An 18594-nucleotide genomic window follows, 5' to 3' on the forward strand; every position below is an offset into this window, starting at 1 on the left:
ACTAAATCTAACTCAAATATATAGAATAATACCGTGGAAATCAAGCGAGATGCAAGCTCACTTGATTTCCAAAATAAAGGATTAGTTACCCGGAGTATCATTTAACGTCCAAGTCACTGTCCCTTTGTAATTTCCAGCCATTTGGTCGCTGGTTGGGATATTGAGATATACCCCTTTTTTAGAGCTTGCGCCCCAGTTTGAATCCAATGTGTAGGTTTGGTCTCTTTGAGAGATATCCTTTGAGTATTCGCTATAATCAGAGCTTGAGGCAATAACTACTGCCTGCGAGTTCAACGCTACACTGCTTGAACCATCCTTACTAAAGTATAAGTCTTTGCCTAAATTGTTACTACCGTTTGACAAACTCCCATTATCAAGCGAAGCCGTCACATTCCAACCCGTACGTTCACTACCAGAACGGGTATCTTCTACAACTAAGGTCGAGCCTGTTCCAGAACTATTGCTATTGGTTGAGAATTTGGTCAAATTACCATTTTTGATTTTTAAAGTACCAAAATCCATTAGTTCTGGCGCGCTGACAAACGATAACGAACCTGCCGCAGGGACTGTGAGCGCGACATCCATCTTCAAAACTTGACCATTTCCACTTGTTCCTGTAAAGGTATAGTTCGCTGGGAATTGTGTCGCAGTGATCACCGTGTTCAAATCAGGAATTAACGTACTCAGGTTAGTCAAACTTGGTGTGTAAGTCTGACCACTTGAGTCAATAGCCAAAGCATAAGTGTACTGATTGATACCTGTTCCGTCCGTGTTAGTATCGTTCTTCATGTTCTTGGCTTGGTCATAGGTCAAGCCAGCATCATAAGCATCCAATGCGTTTTGACCATCAGTTGCGATATTCGCATGATCTGGGACAACTACCAAAGTAGATTTAACCCCTCCCCAGTTAAGTTGAATCGCTCTGTACTGCTCACCATCAGATAAACCATCTTGAGAACCATCAACCGCTGGTTGGTAATTTTCATCTACCGGAGTTGGCACAAGACCTGTCCCTTTAAGACCTACTAACTTATCAAGCTGTTCTTCAGTCAAACTTTCGTAAGTAGAGTCATGGATGATTACGTTGGATGCCTGAGATACCCAACCATCACTAGTTTCCGTAATTGTCGTTAACAGATAGGAGCCTGATACAGCACCAGAAGGGTAAGAACCATCTTTATTACTGCCTGTAAAGTAGTCACTTGTGTCAAATTTCTGAACAGCACCAGAAGTTTGCCCTGTGCTAAAGTCATAATCAGGCGAATACTCAGGATAGTTATCTTGCACGCTACCATCGTATTTTGTTACCACACGAGATTTCACGTAGGTACCACCTGTAAAAGTATCATCACAATCAAAACCAAAAGCTTTAGCATTTCCAGTCGTAAAGGTTGGTTGATAATTTTGAGTATACATTATTGTTAGTACTGAGCCAGGAACCGAACCTTGGCCCGCCCCAAAATTAGAGTAAGCACTTCTGGCAACCCCTGGCGTCGCGTCGTTTGAAACATTCGCTAAGTTATGCCACCACTGTCCAACCATCGTTGCTTCCGGATCATCAATCGTAAACTCTCGAATATTACCTGGTACAACGTATGCAATCCAAGTTGGATTAGTTGGTGATGATTGCGAACTTGTTGTGTAGTCACCTAAAAAAGCATAGTTATTAACTTCATCAATCCCCTTGAAAAGGTTAATATTACTAATAGACTTAGCACCAGAATAAGTCGTACTATCGCCACCGTTAAGGGTCAGAACTGGATAACCTTTTTGAGTGCCCCAGTATGCGCCAGTATAACTGTTTGTTGGTGCAATCGGAGTACCCGTTGGAAGCCAAGTCAACTGTCCGTTCATTACCAAATCAGAAAAGTTCATCAAACCTACTGTATTAGTGTAGGGTGAGGTAATATTGACATTTCCATTAACGGTCAGTTTTGAAGCTGAGATTACTGAATTTGTTGAGGTAACGCCAAGCGTTGATTTGTCGTTTAGTGTCAACGTGCCACTCTTAGCATAAGTTCCGGCATGATTAGCCGCTGTAGCTTTTGCCCCATTGAGCAAACCTCCAGTAACTATAGCAGTAATCCCTGCATTAACAGTTGCATCCGTAAAGTTTGCGACTCTACCTGTGATTGTGATTGGTTGGTTAGCTGCAGCTGAGCCATCTCCCAGAGTAAGTGTTGATTTATTGGTCGAAGCGGTCGCTACTGCCGAGGTATAATCATCACCAGAAGCCGAGTTATAAACGTCCCCCACAATGGTTGAACCTTCACCAATTTTTGTATTGATATTTTTTGTAATCTTGCTTGAGGAAATCATGCTTTGATTAGACGCGTAAACATTACCGACCCTAGCACCAGGTGCATCAATCGTGATATTAATCGTTCCAGCATTAACTGTTGCACGTCCTGAACCATCACCATAAATCGTAGCTGATGCCAGTTTTGACGCTGTGGTGGCGTTGGCTTTAATGATAAGATTTACAGCGTTAGAGCTATCTGCCCCAACAGTGCCATAGGAATTTCCGTATCCTGTTGTAGCTGACAGCGCAGTGTTTCCAGATGGAAATTGGAAGGTACTTCCTGTCGGCCCTGTAAGGTCAAGGTTCAGTGTTGTGTTGCCAAGGATTTTAGAATTCCCATTATAGAAAGGGCCACCCGACAATTGTTTCGTTCCTGTTCGTGGACTTCCTGAGAAGTTTCCACCGTAGACATTAACCGTCGAGTTTCCTGAAATAACCTCAATTCCTGCCGCCCCATAGTTACCTCCTGCAATTGCATTGATGTAACCGTCATAAACGTTAACTTCTGCATTACCTGTCTGGTATAAATCACCCCAGCAACCGCCAGATAAGAACCAGTTTACCTGTCCCATATTGACTTGTGCAGAGCTTGAACCCCACTTTGTTGTTGCTGTGTAGCCAGCACCTTCTAGTGTATCAACGATTCCACCATTCAAAATATTATAGGAGTTTCCGACTTGATTCCCATTTGACTGTCCCCCGTAAGTCCAACGCGCCATATCATTGTTGTGGACGACATATGAATCCCCATTTTGTAAGAAGGCAGAACGGTAAGTCCAGACCGTACCACCACCACCCCAGAGATCCCAACCAGAACTATTAGCTGAGTTAACATCTGAAGTTCCGTAAGCTACCGTCCCTTTAGCAGCAAGTGTGCTTTCAGCTGTGCCTGTCATCGCAGTACAATAAACCACTCCAGCTCCACCGACAGAATTATCATTATTTGAAGTTCCCGCTTCAAGAACAGATTGTCCTTGGAGGTAACCGTTTGAGCTGGCACCATAAGCGTAGCCATCCCAGTCATTTGCGCCACCACCAGAAGTTGTAGACATAACCCCTGATTGTAACCAAGTATAGATGTTACCGTAGATGGCGTTTGTAGTAATTTGTTGTGCAGCAGCAACCACGGTATTCGAAGCAACCTGTCCCCATTGTTGCGCTGTCGATGCATTCGGCCCATAGTTCGTATCTGTCGAAGCCCCTAAGCCTTGTTGACTTGGAGAAATCTTCATTGAGTCGTGACCATTTCCTCCAACGATACCATAGACCGCGCCTGCAGTGCCTGTCGAGAAGGCCGATTTCACATAGTTCGTAATATTAGCATAGGTTACGCCACCTGCTGCTGTTGAAGTATTTTGTGCCGTGCTATAACTAGCTGACGTTCCTGCTTGATTCCCTGTAAAAAGCGCTTGACCTGTCGTGAAACCAGAAGTATCATAGCTATTTGAGATGACATTGCCAGCGCCTTGCGTACCAGTATTCCCCTGAAAACTTCCGCCATTATAAGTTGATGCAGGGCCTGTCGAACCATTGATATTACTTGTCGAACCTGTCCAACCACCAGAACCTTTGAAGGTATTATAGATAGAGCCTGAAATATTGCCATAAACAGCTCCGCCTTGGTAAAGCTGATAACGCGCACTACCGTTGGTCGAATTGATATAGGTTATGGCACTTCCTTTTAGAGTAACTGGTTTGGTAGATGTACCTACACCCGCACCATAGATATTTGTTACTTGTGCTGCGATGTCACCGTTAATATCAAGGTTGGTATCACCATTGATTGTTGCCCCTGCTGCACTTCCTCCAGAAATACTTGCAATCGTAGACGAAGCTTGCTTAACTGTCACGTGAGTACTTCCTGAGATTGTACCACTAGTAGAGTTTCCACCATAGATATTCCATCCAGCTGTGTTTCCTGTCGCACCAATATAAACATTGGTATCACCAGAGATGTCAGCTGTGTCAGAGCCACCATAGATACTCGGAGCACCTGTTATCCATGAGCCACCTACCGTTGCAAAAGCATTCCCTTGAGCATAGAAGTTATCTCCTCCTGCTGCAAATGTGACGTTACGAAAAACAGTCGGTACTCCAAAGTAGACATTCGTAGGTGTTGTGATTGTTGAGGCACCTGTCGCTGCACTACCTGCAGGACTTGATAAACTATCTGTCGGTGCAGAAACAATCGTCAGAGATTGAGCGTGACCCGCCAATCCCGAAAAACTTCCTGCTGCACCAGAATTTGCTGTCGTTGTCGCTGATAGTGTGACGTTACCTCCTACGAAAAGTACATAGTCTGTTGCGTTTGAACCATTGCCAGTGATATATTTCAGTGCCGCTTGAACATTAGCGTCTGAAACACTTGTAGCATTGAAGACAGTATTCCCGCCTGCAATCACTGCGACGCTCCCAGATGTGACACTAGGCAATCCACTGATGCTCGCTTGATAGCCAAAGTTAGACTTTGCGTCTGTTATAGCCTTCGTTGGAAGGCTGGGTCTTGTTGGCGCACTAACCGACTTTCCCGCAAAAGTGCTTGGGGTTGTGGTGTCAGTTGATGTTGCAGTATCTGCCAACGCAGAAGGTAAAGCGGAAATCTTACTTGCTGCCTGTTTCAGACTTGTTGGCGTAACCTTACCACTGGTGAAGACTTGATAAACTGAGCCAAAATTGGCAAAGGGAAGGAGGGTAATAGTTGCCAATAATGAGAAGTATTTAATTGTTCTTTGTTTCATATTACCTCCAGTTAAATTTAGCCGATATTAGTTGGCTGGTGTATCCGCCAGTGTCCAAGTCAAATCAGCAGTTGAACTACCAGCCATTACGTTATCCGCAACGTTTGGAACAGTGATAGAAACTGATGAATCGTCATTTGTCACGCCGTCTTTGCTACCAAAGTTGAGCAAGTTAGTACCTGTCCCTGTACCTGCCGTTGCACCAAGGATTGTACCAGAAACAACACCTGGTGTAAGAACTGTAGTAGTTGCTGACGTATCAGCTGGATTAGCTGAAGCTGATTGGATTGCACCATTATCAAGTTTGACAGTTGAACCAGGCAATGTACCTGCTGCACCGGCGAAAGCACCAAGCTTAACATTCAGTGACCAACCTTCTGCAGTACCACGCAAGTCAGTTACTTGGACGTAGTTATCACGCGCAGTACCATCACTAAGCTTTTGAGACGCAGCATAGTAAGTTTGAGTGCCTTGTGCGATAGCATGTGTTCCAAAGTCAAAACTTGAAGCAAAGTCAATGGTTAAGTCACCGTCTGTACCTGGCTGTGGTTTACCGTCAGGAGCATTAGGGTCAACTGGTGTCACTGGAGTTTCTGGGTTAGATGGGTCAACTGGTGATACCGGACCGTTCCCTTTTTCAAAGGCTACTTTTGCTGTTGAGCCATAATCAACTGTTTCATCAGCATGAGCGAGAGGAGCTGCAACTGATGCAGCGAGAAGTCCAAGCGTGGCAAATGAAACAAGTTTTACTGTTGTTTTAGTCATATTGAGTTACTTCCTTTTTTACTATTTTTCATGTGCATTGGTGTTACTTAGTAACACTTTTTATAAGTTTACTTATTGGCAGGTAGGTCTGATAAGAGCCACCTTAGTGATGTTGTATAGGCTGCTGCGTCCTTGGGTGATGAACCTGGAACAAACAAAGTAACATTAGGTGTGAAAGTTGTGCCATCTTGTGTTTGTAGGCTTGACTGGTCGCCCCAGCGGATAACCCACGTCCCCGCGCCTTGTCCACTCGTAGCATGTGCCACGGTTGTCTCGGTGTTGGGTAAGAGGTTCAGAACCTCTTGGGTAGCTGGTGCGTTTTGATTAGTATCTGAGGCAGGTGTTGGATTTTTCAAGGAGATTGAAGCACCTTTGAGTTCCGGATATTTGTTAGGGCCTGAACTCTGTTCTTTAAATTGCGATTCTTCAATAACTTTGAGCGTCCATCCTGCTGCTGTACCACGTAAGTCAGTAACTTGAACATAATCTGGTGTTACTGTATTTGATTGGAAATACTTCTGAGCTTTGGCAAGGTAGGTCTGATCATCATGCGAAATACTGTGCGTGCCAAAATCAAAACTTGAAGCAAAATCAATGGTTAAGGTTCCGTTTCCACCTGGAGCAGGCTTGCTCCCGTCTGGATTTTCTGGACTAACTGGATCAGTCGGATCGGGCTGATTGGGATCCACAGGCGGAGTTGTTCCTGATCCGGCGGTAAAGCCAATCTTAGCATCTGATTGATAGGCTACTGTGTCCGCATCTGTCTGTACAGTTGCTCCCAGAATCATCAAGAAAAGAGGCACGCTAAGCAAAAATGTTTTTTTCACGAAAGCCTCCTTTTTTAGTAAGAACCCTTAGTTCGCAGGGGTGTCATTCAGCGTCCAAGTCAAGTTTGTCTTGTAAGTGTCTACTGCACCTACACCAGCTGGAACTTTCAATGTGATTGGAGATTTTGTTGATACGGCTGTCAAGTCAAGTTTTGCTCCACCATTTTCTTGGTAAGCAGCATTATTTGCTGCAAGTGTTGAGTTATCTGTACCACTTACCCCAGCGCCAGCACCGAGAACCCAAGTCCCTGTACCTTCGTTAGCGTTAGCTGCCATAACTTTTTGCGCTTGTCCTGGTGTTAATTCGCCAGAAGCTTGGACGAATGATGGCGCTGTTGTCAAACCTGCTGTATAAGCGCCTGTATAACCAAGCGTTGCGCCTGTCAATGCTTCACCAGAAGCTCCGACAAATCCCGCTGCATCTTCTGTAACTGTCAAAGTCCAGCCAGCTGCTGTACCACGCAAGTCAGAAACTTGGACGTAGTCAGGACGTGTAGTACCATCACTCAAAGCTTGCGCATGAGCATAGAATGTTTGTGCTTGTCCCGAAATCTTTTGAGTACCAAAAGCCAAAGATGACGCAAAGTCAATTGACAAACTTCCGCCTGTACCTGGATTTGTAGGGACACTTGGATCTGGATTTTCTGGTACCACAGGTTTTGTTGGGTCTGTTGGGTCGACTGGGTTTGTGCCATCGCCTGGTGTCAATGTAACTTGAGCATCAGAGCTATAGTCGACAGAAGTAGCGGCGCTTGCGACTTGTGCAACGCCAGTACCTGCGATAAGTAGTGCTGTCAGCAAAGCTGATGATTTAAGAAGTGGTGATTTCATTTAGTTCTCCTTTTTGGGAAATATTTATTATCATTCATTCGTAGATGAACCATAAACAAAATAAAAATATGCGTCATCAGTGACTTTGGCGTTTAACTAAAATTGTAGCCAATCCAAGTATAGTTACTCCAGAAAGTAGACCAAAGGCGTCACTTAAAGTGTCATCACCCGTTTTGGGTAAGGTGGTTTGATTGCCACCTGGTGATGGCGTAGGCGTAGGCCTGTTGCTTTCTGGATTGGTTGAGGACGGTGTTGTCCATTCTCCAGTAAAACCTACGTTATCTTTCGTACCATAGCTTGACGTATCCGCTTGTGCGCGTGCGGGTGGAGCTATGAGAAAAATCAACGCTGCAACGAGCAGTAATTTTTTCATTTGGGTTCCTCCATTTTTTAGCGCTTCCACTGATAAAAAACAACTCATTTAATGTTCCTTGTTACTTAGTAACAAGGAAAAGGGTTCCCTTTTCCTTGTTACTTAGTAACAAGGAAAAGGGTTCCCTTTTCCGAAATGTTAAGCGCCCGTGTTTTTTGTTTTTCACACTTGTTACTTTAACATTTTTTATGACGTAATTCAATATCTTTTTATCAAATATATTACAAAATAATCAAATATTAGAAAACTCATTTTATAAGAATCACTCTACCACCAGCTTTAAACCTTGTTATTGCGTGTACTTTTTATCTATTTTTAATTTTTATTTCATTGTTTTGACATTTTCATTCCGTAATATTTGGAATAAATAGACTTAATAGTGCAAAAATACTGGTAAAAAAAGGGAGGGCACCAAGTTCCAAATGTTTTCATGTAGTACTTTTGACACTTGACGAAAAAGAGAACCAACAAAGTGCCCTATCCTTAAATGTCAAAAAATCACGTTAATACGTGATAATTAAGTTTATAGGTTATTTTAAAAGACAACCACAAGAATTATTGGCTCGTAGGCACAAAAAAAGCACCAACAAAATGTTGGTGCTTCGTTATTGAGTCTTTATCAAATTAAAGTATCTGTTTTTAAGCCCTGATCCAGCTGATATTGCAATGCAATTTCCACCAGATGCGCCCAACAGTACTTGTAAATGTTGAACCAGAGAAATTCTGATTAACGTTTTGAGAATTGTGAAGCTTTACGTGCTTTCTTAAGACCTGCTTTTTTACGTTCAACCATACGAGCGTCACGTGTAAGAAGTCCAGCGCGTTTCAACGCACCACGGAAATCTGGGTCTACTTGGAGCAATGCACGAGCGATACCGTGACGGATAGCTCCTGCTTGACCTGATACACCACCACCGTTTACGTTTACGAGTGTATCGTAGCTACCTTCTGTTTGTGTAGCTGCAAATGGTTGGTTGATAACAAGACGCATATCTGCGTGTGGAATGTAGCTTTCTACTTCACGTCCGTTAACTGTGATTTTACCAGTACCAGGTACGAGACGTACGCGTGCTACTGCATTTTTACGACGGCCTGTGCCGGCATATTGTACTTGTGCCATTATGTTCGTTCCTTCCTGATTAGATCAAACCTGAGATGTCAAGGACTTCTGGTTTTTGAGCTGTGTGTGTGTGTTCTGCACCTACAAATACTTTAAGTTTCATGCCTTGAGCACGTCCAAGTGTATTGTGTGGAAGCATACCTTTTACTGATTTTTCAATCAAACGAACAGCATTTTTTTCACGGAGTTCACCAGCAGTAACTGATTTCAGTCCACCTGGGTGAAGTGAGTGTGAGTAGTAAACTTTATCAGTTGCTTTTTTACCAGTCAATTTGATTTTTTCAGCGTTAACGACGATTACGAAGTCACCTGTATCAGTGTGTGGTGTGTATGTTGGTTTGTTTTTTCCGCGGAGTACGCTTGCGACAACTGCAGAAAGACGTCCAAGAGGAACATCAGTTGCATCGACGACGTACCATTTACGGTCAACGTTTTGAGCGTTAGCCATGAATGTAGTTTTCATCATTTTGGTTATTTTCCTTTTACTAGAATTTGTTTACGGCAGGTGTAAGAGTCCTGCGAGTTATTTTTGGGTTTCCGGGGCCACAAAAATGGGGTAAACAATACCGTTTATCATCATATCACATTAACCCTTGCTTTGTCAAGCTTTTTTTGACTTTTATTCTCTTATCATCTGACGATATAGAGAATTTTATCTTGTTTTTTATAAAATGGAGCTATTAGTTTAATTTTATGCACTCTTACTTACGTTCAAGCAATCCCTTAGGACTTTTGTTTGAAGTGTGATAAACTTTCTTTAAAGGGTAGTCTTTAACATACACTTTAACATACATTAGAAGACTTCTATATTTATCTTTATTCATTTTTCAAAAGAGAGGGGAACATTATGCTTCAATTTTTTAAGCTTTTTCTACTAAGTGCTGCGATTTTTCTTGTTTTTGATCTGTTCTGGTTGCTGGTTGTTTCTAAAAAGATATACCAGCATTATATTGGACACCTAATGGGTGAAGTTCGTCTTTTGCCAGCAATTGTCTTTTATTTACTTTATACTGCTGGATTAGTTTTCTTTGTCTTGCTGGTGGCTATTGATAAAAATAGTTTGATTTACGCTATTTTAGCTGGTGCTTTATTTGGGCTAATTTGTTATGCCACTTATGATTTAACTAACTTATCTACCTTGAAGGGTTGGCCATTGCAGATGACTATTATTGATTTGATGTGGGGAAGTTTTGTTTCATGTGCAACTTCTGCGCTTGGTTTCCTTATTAATCTTCACTTTTTAGGAGGTGGAGGCAAATGAGCCAGAAAATAGAAAGCCAAAAGTTATTTTACAGTATTTTAGGTGGTGCAAATGAAGTCATTCTCAAAAAAGAAGAATTAAATCGGATTAATGTTTTCCCCGTAGCTGATGGGGATACAGGAAGTAATCTAGCAGCTTTAATGCAGTCCATCATCAATCAGCTTGTTCCAAAAGATTATTCAGTAAAGGAGTTATTGGATCAAGTAGCTTTTGCTTCTTTGGTTGGCGCTCGAGGTAATTCTGGTTTAATTTTTGCCCAATATCTGAACGCTGTGGCAGATAATTATGCACAAAGTGAAGATTCACCAAAAGGTTTGATTCAATCTTTTCCCAAAGCTGTGAAAAAAGCTTATGCTGCACTTCTTGAACCGCGTGAAGGAACGATTTTATCAGTGATGAGTGCTTGGTCAGAGTCCCTTGCTCATTCTTTCGAGCAAGAGGAGTCTTTTTCTAAAGCACTTATTGAGGCAGAAATTGTGGCTCAGCAGGCTTTGAGTGACACTCAATTTCAACTTAGCGTACTCAAAAAAAATCGATTAGTAGATTCTGGAGCTAAGGGGTTTTATTATTTTATTAGTGGTTTGACAAGGGCCTATTGTTCAACAGAGGAGCATGAAATGCTCTCAAAGCCTGCTAGCTTTCAACCAGAATTTATCATCTCAGAGCATTTTGAAACAAAAGAACCCCTTTATCGCTTTTGTTCGGAGTTTATGGTGACGGATTTACAAGAGGGTTTAGAATTTGTGCGTGCGCTTTTGGTCCAACATGGGGACTCGCTAGTAATTGCGGGCAACGAGCGACAGCTTAAAATTCACATCCATACTAACCAGCCCCAGCAGGTTTTACAAATTTTGGAAGATAAGGGGACAATTATCTATCAGAAAGTTGATGATATGCGACTCCAATATGAGATTTCTAAAAATCGACGATCACCGATTGCCCTTATCACTGACTCTGTGGCAGATTTGCCTGCTGAGTTCTTATTGGAGCATCAGGTACAGCTTTTACCAATGAATATTATGGTTGGTGACAAGAATTTTTTGGATAAATTGACGATTGATTCAGCCACCATGGGATTAAAATTAGTGCAAGACACAAAAATGAGTACTGCTCAACCAAGTATACAAGCGGTAGATGCCTTGCTTTCATTTTTGGAAAATAAGTATGAATATGTCCTTGTCATCACAGTGTCCTCCAAGTTGAGTGGAACTTATCAACTTATCAATCAGCGGATTCAAGAGAAAAATCTTTCGCCGGAATGGATTCGAGTGATTGATTCTCGATTAAATTCGGTAGGACAAGGCTTAGTTATTCAGCAAGCTATCCAACTGATTGAGCGGGGATACGCATTCGAAAGTTTGGTTTATGAGATTGAAAAAATTATTAACCGCACATTTATTTATGTTGCAGTAGCAGATCTCTCTGCGATGACTAATTCTGGTAGGATTCCAAAATTTTTAGGAAGAATTGCTCAAAAATTATCTTTGCACCCTATTGTGAGTTTAGATGCGGCTGGAAAGGCACGTTTGAGCGGTTTGGCTTTTAGTCAAAGGCAGAGTATGACCAAGATTCGAAAGAAAATCACGCGCCTTATTGAACAAAAGCAAATTGATTCACTTGCAATTGGTCATGTTTGTGTACCTGATACTGCGCACCAGTGGTACGAGGAACTAGGTTCTGGGGTCAATAAAGTGAGTTATATCGTTGATAGCTCAGCTGCAATTGCAATTAGTGCTGGAATGGGTAGTGTTGCCATTGCTGGAATAAAGGAGGAGAAAGCTAAATGATTTATACATTTGTAGCGATTAGTTTATTGATTTACTTTGTCGTTTGGTTTATCATCTCAGTGGTTAGGAATAAATATGCTTTAGTTGATATTGCTTGGGGTGGCGGATTTGTTCTTGTGGCATGGGTAGGCTTTTTGAGCACACTTCATGCCACTTGGCAGCAGCTGGTGATTTTGAGTCTGGTTTCAATCTGGGGGCTGCGGCTTCTGTGGCATTTAGGACGGAGAAATTGGAATAAACCTGAGGATTATCGGTATATTAAGTTAAGGAAGCGCTGGGGGACGAAATTCGTCTATTTGAAAGCTTTTCTAAATGTTTTCTTTTTACAAGGAGTTCTGCTCTTTATCATTGCTCTGCCAATTAGTCATAGTTTTGCAGTGAGAAATGTCAATTTTTCGTGGTGGCAATTTTGGGGAATTTTAGTTTGGATAATTGGTTTTGTATTTGAAGTTATCGGAGATTGGCAACTTGAAAAGTTCAAGAAAAATCCAATGAATAAGGGAAAATTATTAACTTCTGGTCTATGGTCAACGACGAGACATCCCAATTATTTTGGTGAGGCAACTTGTTGGTGGGGTATCTTTTTAGTTAGTTTAGGGCAGTGGGGTGATTTTTGGCTAGTACTCAGTCCGCTCGTCATCACTTTATTGTTACTCTTTGTTTCTGGGGTACCTTTACTGGAAAAAAAATATCGTGAACGCGAAGATTTTCAGGTTTATGCTAGAAAAACTTCAAAATTTTTCCCATTTGTAGGAAAGAAAGATCTTTAAATTTAAGAAATGAATGTTTTGTGAGGAGAAAAAATGTTTTTAGCAATCAATGAGATTCGACACTCAAAATTAAGGTATGCATTGGTGGTTGGAGTGATGTTTCTAATTGCTTATCTCGTGTTCTTTTTATCTGGACTGGCTTATGGTCTGGCTCAAGAAAATAGAATGGCGGTTGATAAGTGGAAGGCAACGGAAATTCTCTTATCAACCAAAGCTAATAATACACTTTCAATGTCTTCGATTGATCCAGCTTTGATTGATCAGGTAAAAGCAAAAGATAAGGCTGTTTTGGCGCAAACTCCAGGAATTGTTTATGCTGCTAAGGATAGTAGCAATAAGCAAAATGTGAGTTTTTTTGGAATTGATGCACAACAATTTTTGAAGCCTAATATTGTTGAGGGAAAAATTTTTTCTGAGCAAGGGGATGTTGTCGCTGATATGAGTTTGAAAAAACGATACGGTTATAAAATTGGTGATCAACTTAAGCTGTCTACCAATAATGAGAAACTCAAGATTGTCGGGTTTACAGCCAAGGCGAAATTCAGTGTAGCTCCTGTGCTTTATGGCTCCTTGGATACCTTTCAAATGATTCGCTATGGAGGGATGATGGCCAACCAGCAAAAGGGCTCCCTTTCTTCTGTTAATGCGATTGTTGTTAGAGGGAAGGTTTCTGAGAAGGTCGCAGGGTTACAAGAATTGTCAATCGGAAAATTTATCAATAAACTTCCTGGTTATAATGCTCAGGTTCTCACTTTTGGTTTTATGATTGGATTTCTTGTAGTTATTGCAGCCGTAGTGATTGGGATTTTCATTTACGTGTTAACAATGCAAAAAATTGCGATTTTTGGTGTGATGAAAGCCCAAGGGATTTCTAGTACTTATATTGCCCGTTCAGTCATTGCCCAAACATTTCTTTTGGCTTTTACTGGTGTAATGATTGGATTTTTAGCTACTCTTGGTTCTGCGCTGGTCTTGCCTGTGGCAGTACCTTTCCAAAATAACTTATTATTTTTCACGACAATGGGAGTAGCCATGATTTTTGTAGCTATTGTAGGAGCTTTATTCTCTGTGGGAACAATTGTTAAGATTGATCCTTTGAAGGCGATTGGTTAGGGGGGAATGATGAAAGCAATTGAATTAAAGCAAGTATCAAAATTTTTTAAAGATGGTGATGAAACGATTGAAGCGTTGAAAGCTACTGATTTTTCTGTAGAGAACGGTGAATTTGTAGCAATTATTGGGCCTTCTGGCTCAGGAAAGAGCACCTTATTGACAATCGTTGGTGGTCTGCAGAGTCCATCTGATGGAGAGGTATTAATCAATGGGCTGTCTTTTAGTGAAAAAAAGGAAAAAGAACGCGCAAAATTACGTTTTGATGAGATTGGATTTATCTTGCAAAGTTCTAATCTCGTGCCTTTTTTGACGGTGAAAAAACAATTGCAATTGGTGGATAAAATTTCTAAAAAACATTCTAGAACTGAGTATTCCCTACTTGAACAACTTGGCGTGGATGGTTTAGTTAACAAGTATCCTGATGAACTATCTGGTGGTGAACGACAACGGGTAGCGATTGTTCGAGCACTTTATAATGATCCAACTATTATTCTAGCTGATGAACCAACGGCGAGCCTTGATACTGAAAAAGCTTATGAAGTTGTTAAAATACTGGCTAAAGAGGCAAAGGAAAAAAATAAAGCGACAATTATGGTGACTCATGATTTGCGTTTAGTGGAGTTTTGTGACCGTGTTTATGTGATGGAAGATGGTCGTTTGACAGAAAAAGAGAAGTTTTAATTATTGTATTTACCTCTATCTTCTAACATATGAGATTTTTTTTGGAAAAAAAGCTCTATTTTGTTTTATATCTGGTATAATAGAGTATGTATAAGTAATTGATTTGTAAAAAATATGAATTGGATATTTTATGGTAAAATATTCTTATGAATATTGTCCTGAAATTAAACGCCACTGAACTTAAAAAACTCTGTGCTAAATACAGCTCCTATCAACTTACGTCAAAGAATCCTTATATTTCTTTCTTTGCTAAAGTAGGGAAAACTTCTATTTCAGTTTATCATTCTGGAAAAGTGGTTTTTCAAGGAAGCGATGCTGAAAAACTGGCGAGTGATTTTGGATATATTGCACAGAAAGTCCCTAAGCAGCAGACTAATTTAATCGGAACTGACGAGGTAGGAAATGGTTCTTATTTCGGTGGTTTGATTGTCACTGCTAGTTTCATCGATGAAAAAGATCTTGATTTTTTAAAAAATATTGGGGTCGCTGATTCTAAAAAATTGACGGATGAAAAAATTTGTCAAATTGCGCCACTCTTGATGGAAAAAATTCCACATATCGCTTTGGTAGTTGAACCCACTAAGTATAATGAAGTCATTGAATCTGGTTATAATGCGGTTAGTATAAAGGTTGCTTTACATAATCAGGCAATCTTTTTGTTGGAAAAACAACTTGTAGCTTTACCAGATAATGTAGTCATTGATGCTTTTACAACTGAGGCTAATTATCAGAAATATGTGATGAAGGAGAAAAATCATCCTCTATCCAAGGTTACTTTACTGACAAAGGCTGAGGATCAGTTTTTAGCTGTTGCAGTGAGTTCGATCATTTCTCGGTTTCTCTTTTTAGAAAATCTCAAAAAGCTTTCTCAGGAATCTGGTTTTATTTTACCTAGTGGTGCCGGAAGTTTATCGGATAAAACCGCCTCACAAATTATCAAAGTTCATGGCGTCGATGCGCTGCGTTCTTTGGCTAAATTACACTTTGCGAACACTGAAAAAGCACTCAAAATTGCTCAAAAATAGAAAGTCAACAATATGCTCAAATTTTTAAAAGAGTGGGGATTATTCATCTTGGTAATCGCTACCGTTCTTCTCTCTCGTATTTTCGTCTGGTCACTTGTCATTGTCGATGGTCATTCAATGGATCCAACTTTGGCTGATAAAGAGCGTTTAATCATCACCAAAATTTCTAAGATCAATCGATTTGATATTGTTGTTGCCAAAGAGGGGACTGGCTCTGGGGGAACAAAGGATATTGTGAAACGTGTTATCGGGATGCCTGGTGATGTTGTTAAATTTAACAATGATCAATTGACAATCAATAATAAAGTTTATCCTGAAGCTTATTTAAAAGATTTCCAAAATCAATTTTCTAATAAAACCTTGGCTAAAACTTATGGTGCTTATCCACTGACAAATGAGCTTACTTCACAAAATCGCGACTATTTCGTCAGTTTAGCAGAGAATACACGCGCTTTTACTACGGATAGTACAGGGAATCCAACTTTCACAGCTATTATCCCTAAAGGTCAGTATTATTTGATGGGAGATAATCGGGTTGTTTCTCAAGATAGCCGAGCAGTGGGGACGTTTAATCGCTCAGCAATTGTAGGAGAAGCAAAGGTCAGGGTTTGGCCACTCAATAAAATTGGTTTGCTTGAATAATTTACGGATGAAATGAGAAAAAATACTGACGGATTGATTTCGTCAGTATTTTCTCTTATTTTTTTATTCTTCGTCAAAAATATTTCCTAATTTAACATCTATTGAGCGGTTGGCAATATCAATACGATCAACTTTTAGGATAGATTTATACTCATCAACGAGTCGTTCACCTTTGAAAGGCCCTTCAAGGAACACAGCAACGCCTGCGAGGAAACAATCAAATTCATGAACAAGACTTCTCATTCCGTTTATTGTGCCTGCACCTTTCATGAAGTCATCAACGATCAGTACATTTTGACCGATGGAAAGGCTGCGCTTAGAGAGGGTCATGTTTTCTACGCGTGAACTTGATCCAGACATATAGTTAACATTGAGTGTTGCGCCTTCCGTTACTTTTGGGTCACGACGCACAATAACAAAGGGAACATCAAGGATTTCTGCTACGGACTGAGCGATTGGAATTCCTTTGGTGGCAATGGTCATCACCACATCAACCTGCTTTCCGTGGTATTCGTGCGCAATGATTTGCCCAATTTTTCGAAGATTAACCGGCGTCCCAAGAATATCCGAAAGGTAAATGTATCCGCCGGGAAGAATTCGGTTTTCCTCACGCAGTAGCTCAGCAATTTCTTCGCTCATCTCCCGCGAGCGTTCATCTGTAATATAAGGAGTAAAGCGCACCCCACCAAGACTTCCTGGAAAAGTTTCAATTAAGCCAACACCTTGATGTTCAAAAACGCGCTTGATAAAAACCAAATCTTCTGAAATGGATGACTTCGCTACTTCATAGTGTTTACTCAATTCATTCAAATTTAACATTTGATTGGGATGATTGATTAAAAAATTCGTAAAATCAACTAATCGTTCGTTTCTTTTCATTGCTTTACCCGTTCTTTTTTTGATAGTTACATTATAACACTGCATTTCCGAACATTCAAGTTTCACGGGAAACAAGACGGGTTCATTTTATTCTGAAATAACCAGCAAAAAACAGCGGTAACCAGCCGCTGTTTTTTGATTAGGAGTAAACTTTATGAAAAATTTTATTGGAATAAATATATTATAACGACTCTTGCTTAATTCTTCTTTAATTCAAGATAAAATGAATCTAAAATGCTGACGAAAAATTTCGTCAGCATTTATTTTATCTTGTAGTAAGCACAATCTGATACAGCAAAATTCGTTTGTCCACCGTTATTCGCAACGACAATCCTATCTTTAGAAGTGTCCGTCTTATCTACTCCTCCAATATTTTGGGGTGATATGCCTGCGGGAGCAAACATGAAACCAATGCCATCTGGTTGAGGGGCTGGATTTCCCGAAGCCCAAGCAATATTGTCATAAAACATTTTAGGCACGCTTCCACCTACTATTAAATTTCCAGACCAACTCCAAGCATTAGATGAGCAATTCCCATTATCAAAAACTAATAAATCTCCCCGGGAATTTCGCCAAGTACCATTGATTGACGAATAATCGCCAGATATAATTTCCTCTAAATTCATTTTTGAACTGCCTGATTTTTCCAGCCATACTTCGTCAACTCCACCAGCACGCATCATATTATCCGTCAGAACTAACTGCCCATTTTCTAGCTGATAACCAAAGTAATCTTGATTTCCCCCCCACAATCCCAGACAACATGGATTTTCACTTGAGCAATTTTCTTAGTTATTATGGGACTAGTTGCAGTATTTTGAACACTCCCATAAGTAAACACCAACTGATTTGAGCTTGAAATCTTCGACTGCCCTTTAAAAATCCGTCCGTCTGTCTTATCTTGGGTTTGAGTAACATTTCCATTTTTATTGAAAACCAAGCTCATTTGATGGTCAGAACTTTTTGCAGCATAAAACTCATAAGATCTCAACCACTTACTCAAATCCACTTTTGAATTTAAATTTTTATCTTTGATTGAAAGAGTAGCGGAATTGGAACGATAAGGCTCACCTTGATTATTCTGGACCACTATTGGAATTGTCGGAAAAGCAGTAATCACAATCAACAAAAGAATAATAATCAGACCTAAAATTAAACTAAGCAAAATGATTGGATTTTCTTTTTGAGGTTTCTTTTCCATACAAATCAAAAATCTTGTATTTGACTATCAACAATTCGCTTTGCATTATCCACCGCAGAATTTCTAAGAAGTTCCACAAAAAAACCTACAAGTCCAAAGAAAAATAACATTATAAAAGTGATAAAAGGATGCTCCAAACGATATTCACATACACTATCAATAATAAAATAGCCAATCAACAAAATGATGAGCTGAACAATCACAACCAAAACACCAACTACAAAAAAATTATCTGTTAAAATTTGTCCTAAATTCTCCACATTAACCCCCGCCTTCAAG

General features: G+C 40.3%; 18 protein-coding genes. 7 read left to right on the forward strand and 11 right to left on the reverse strand.

What is annotated here, in order from left to right; translation table 11 throughout:
* Positions 1–81 precede the first annotated feature (81 nt).
* From EQJ87_RS08095 to rplM, 7 genes are all read right to left on the reverse strand, one after another.
* A complete protein-coding gene (locus tag EQJ87_RS08095; RefSeq protein ID WP_130124122.1) occupies positions 82–5040 on the reverse strand; it encodes a beta strand repeat-containing protein in 4959 nt (1652 codons plus the stop codon).
* A gap of 27 nt (positions 5041–5067) precedes the next feature.
* The gene (locus tag EQJ87_RS08100; RefSeq protein WP_130124123.1) at positions 5068–5805 is read right to left on the reverse strand and encodes a WxL domain-containing protein; all 738 of its coding nucleotides are present in this window, start codon (positions 5803–5805) and stop codon (positions 5068–5070) included.
* Between the two features lie 68 nt (positions 5806–5873).
* A complete protein-coding gene (locus EQJ87_RS08105; RefSeq protein ID WP_130124124.1) occupies positions 5874–6632 on the reverse strand; it encodes a WxL domain-containing protein in 759 nt (252 codons plus the stop codon).
* A 27-nt stretch (positions 6633–6659) separates the two neighbouring features.
* Positions 6660–7463 (reverse strand): WxL domain-containing protein, encoded by an 804-nt coding sequence (locus tag EQJ87_RS08110; protein ID WP_130124125.1) that lies wholly within the window; start codon positions 7461–7463, stop codon positions 6660–6662.
* A 76-nt stretch (positions 7464–7539) separates the two neighbouring features.
* Complete coding sequence (locus EQJ87_RS08115; RefSeq protein WP_190289064.1) at positions 7540–7836, reverse strand: LPXTG cell wall anchor domain-containing protein; 297 nt, start codon at positions 7834–7836, stop codon at positions 7540–7542.
* Positions 7837–8563: 727 nt separating this feature from the next.
* Positions 8564–8956, reverse strand: a complete 393-nt coding sequence (rpsI, locus tag EQJ87_RS08120; RefSeq protein WP_130124127.1) for a 30S ribosomal protein S9 — start codon at positions 8954–8956, stop codon at positions 8564–8566.
* Positions 8957–8975: 19 nt separating this feature from the next.
* Positions 8976–9422 carry a 50S ribosomal protein L13 gene (rplM, locus tag EQJ87_RS08125; protein ID WP_130124128.1) on the reverse strand — a complete coding sequence of 149 codons (447 nt, stop codon included), beginning with the start codon at positions 9420–9422 and terminating at the stop codon, positions 8976–8978.
* A gap of 381 nt (positions 9423–9803) precedes the next feature.
* Between rplM and EQJ87_RS08130 the strand changes: the two genes are divergently transcribed.
* The 7 genes from EQJ87_RS08130 (at position 9804) to lepB (ending at position 16235) form a co-directional block, all read left to right on the forward strand.
* Entirely contained in the window at positions 9804–10217 is a 414-nt protein-coding gene (locus tag EQJ87_RS08130; protein ID WP_130124129.1) for a DUF2177 family protein, read from the forward strand.
* Positions 10214–12004, forward strand: coding sequence for a DAK2 domain-containing protein (locus EQJ87_RS08135; RefSeq protein WP_130124130.1), 1791 nt, complete (start codon positions 10214–10216; stop codon positions 12002–12004). Before EQJ87_RS08130 ends, EQJ87_RS08135 begins: the two co-directional genes overlap by 4 nt.
* Positions 12001–12774, forward strand: a complete 774-nt coding sequence (locus EQJ87_RS08140; protein ID WP_130124131.1) for a DUF1295 domain-containing protein — start codon at positions 12001–12003, stop codon at positions 12772–12774. Before EQJ87_RS08135 ends, EQJ87_RS08140 begins: the two co-directional genes overlap by 4 nt.
* Before the next feature lie 33 nt (positions 12775–12807).
* The gene (locus EQJ87_RS08145) at positions 12808–13887 is read left to right on the forward strand and encodes an ABC transporter permease (RefSeq protein ID WP_130124132.1); all 1080 of its coding nucleotides are present in this window, start codon (positions 12808–12810) and stop codon (positions 13885–13887) included.
* 9 nt (positions 13888–13896) lie between these two features.
* Positions 13897–14568 carry an ABC transporter ATP-binding protein gene (locus tag EQJ87_RS08150; protein WP_130124623.1) on the forward strand — a complete coding sequence of 224 codons (672 nt, stop codon included), beginning with the start codon at positions 13897–13899 and terminating at the stop codon, positions 14566–14568.
* Between the two features lie 146 nt (positions 14569–14714).
* Positions 14715–15593, forward strand: coding sequence for a ribonuclease HIII (gene rnhC / locus EQJ87_RS08155; RefSeq protein WP_130124133.1), 879 nt, complete (start codon positions 14715–14717; stop codon positions 15591–15593).
* 12 nt (positions 15594–15605) lie between these two features.
* Complete coding sequence (gene lepB, locus EQJ87_RS08160) at positions 15606–16235, forward strand: signal peptidase I (RefSeq protein ID WP_130124134.1); 630 nt, start codon at positions 15606–15608, stop codon at positions 16233–16235.
* Between the two features lie 63 nt (positions 16236–16298).
* On the opposite strand, the gene purR is transcribed toward lepB, so the two are convergent.
* From purR to EQJ87_RS08180, 4 genes are all read right to left on the reverse strand, one after another.
* Positions 16299–17114, reverse strand: a complete 816-nt coding sequence (gene purR, locus EQJ87_RS08165) for a pur operon repressor (RefSeq protein ID WP_130124135.1) — start codon at positions 17112–17114, stop codon at positions 16299–16301.
* A gap of 260 nt (positions 17115–17374) precedes the next feature.
* A complete protein-coding gene (locus EQJ87_RS08170) occupies positions 17375–17866 on the reverse strand; it encodes a DUF6287 domain-containing protein (RefSeq protein ID WP_223804524.1) in 492 nt (163 codons plus the stop codon).
* Positions 17827–18315 carry a hypothetical protein gene (locus tag EQJ87_RS08175; protein ID WP_130124136.1) on the reverse strand — a complete coding sequence of 163 codons (489 nt, stop codon included), beginning with the start codon at positions 18313–18315 and terminating at the stop codon, positions 17827–17829. The genes EQJ87_RS08170 and EQJ87_RS08175 overlap by 40 nt, the downstream gene beginning before the upstream one ends.
* A 5-nt stretch (positions 18316–18320) precedes the next feature.
* A complete protein-coding gene (locus EQJ87_RS08180) occupies positions 18321–18575 on the reverse strand; it encodes a prenylated Rab acceptor (protein ID WP_130124137.1) in 255 nt (84 codons plus the stop codon).
* Between the last annotated feature and the right edge of the window lie 19 nt (positions 18576–18594).

The sequence above is a fragment of the Lactococcus sp. S-13 genome (assembly GCF_004210295.1).
In the GTDB taxonomy this organism is placed as follows: Bacteria; Bacillota; Bacilli; order Lactobacillales; family Streptococcaceae; genus Lactococcus.

Bases quoted from the DNA above. Each gene is read 5' to 3' on its own strand.
- EQJ87_RS08095 (WP_130124122.1), bottom strand. From the start codon at position 5,040: ATGAAACAAAGAACAATTAAATACTTCTCATTATTGGCAACTATTACC.
- EQJ87_RS08100 (WP_130124123.1), bottom strand. From the start codon at position 5,805: ATGACTAAAACAACAGTAAAACTTGTTTCATTTGCCACGCTTGGACTT.
- EQJ87_RS08110 (WP_130124125.1), bottom strand. From the start codon at position 7,463: ATGAAATCACCACTTCTTAAATCATCAGCTTTGCTGACAGCACTACTT.
- EQJ87_RS08115 (WP_190289064.1), bottom strand. From the start codon at position 7,836: ATGAAAAAATTACTGCTCGTTGCAGCGTTGATTTTTCTCATAGCTCCA.
- rpsI (WP_130124127.1), bottom strand. From the start codon at position 8,956: ATGGCACAAGTACAATATGCCGGCACAGGCCGTCGTAAAAATGCAGTA.
- rplM (WP_130124128.1), bottom strand. From the start codon at position 9,422: ATGATGAAAACTACATTCATGGCTAACGCTCAAAACGTTGACCGTAAA.
- EQJ87_RS08130 (WP_130124129.1), top strand. From the start codon at position 9,804: ATGCTTCAATTTTTTAAGCTTTTTCTACTAAGTGCTGCGATTTTTCTT.
- EQJ87_RS08135 (WP_130124130.1), top strand. From the start codon at position 10,214: ATGAGCCAGAAAATAGAAAGCCAAAAGTTATTTTACAGTATTTTAGGT.
- EQJ87_RS08140 (WP_130124131.1), top strand. From the start codon at position 12,001: ATGATTTATACATTTGTAGCGATTAGTTTATTGATTTACTTTGTCGTT.
- EQJ87_RS08145 (WP_130124132.1), top strand. From the start codon at position 12,808: ATGTTTTTAGCAATCAATGAGATTCGACACTCAAAATTAAGGTATGCA.
- EQJ87_RS08150 (WP_130124623.1), top strand. From the start codon at position 13,897: ATGAAAGCAATTGAATTAAAGCAAGTATCAAAATTTTTTAAAGATGGT.
- rnhC (WP_130124133.1), top strand. From the start codon at position 14,715: ATGAATATTGTCCTGAAATTAAACGCCACTGAACTTAAAAAACTCTGT.
- lepB (WP_130124134.1), top strand. From the start codon at position 15,606: ATGCTCAAATTTTTAAAAGAGTGGGGATTATTCATCTTGGTAATCGCT.
- purR (WP_130124135.1), bottom strand. From the start codon at position 17,114: ATGAAAAGAAACGAACGATTAGTTGATTTTACGAATTTTTTAATCAAT.
- EQJ87_RS08175 (WP_130124136.1), bottom strand. From the start codon at position 18,315: ATGGAAAAGAAACCTCAAAAAGAAAATCCAATCATTTTGCTTAGTTTA.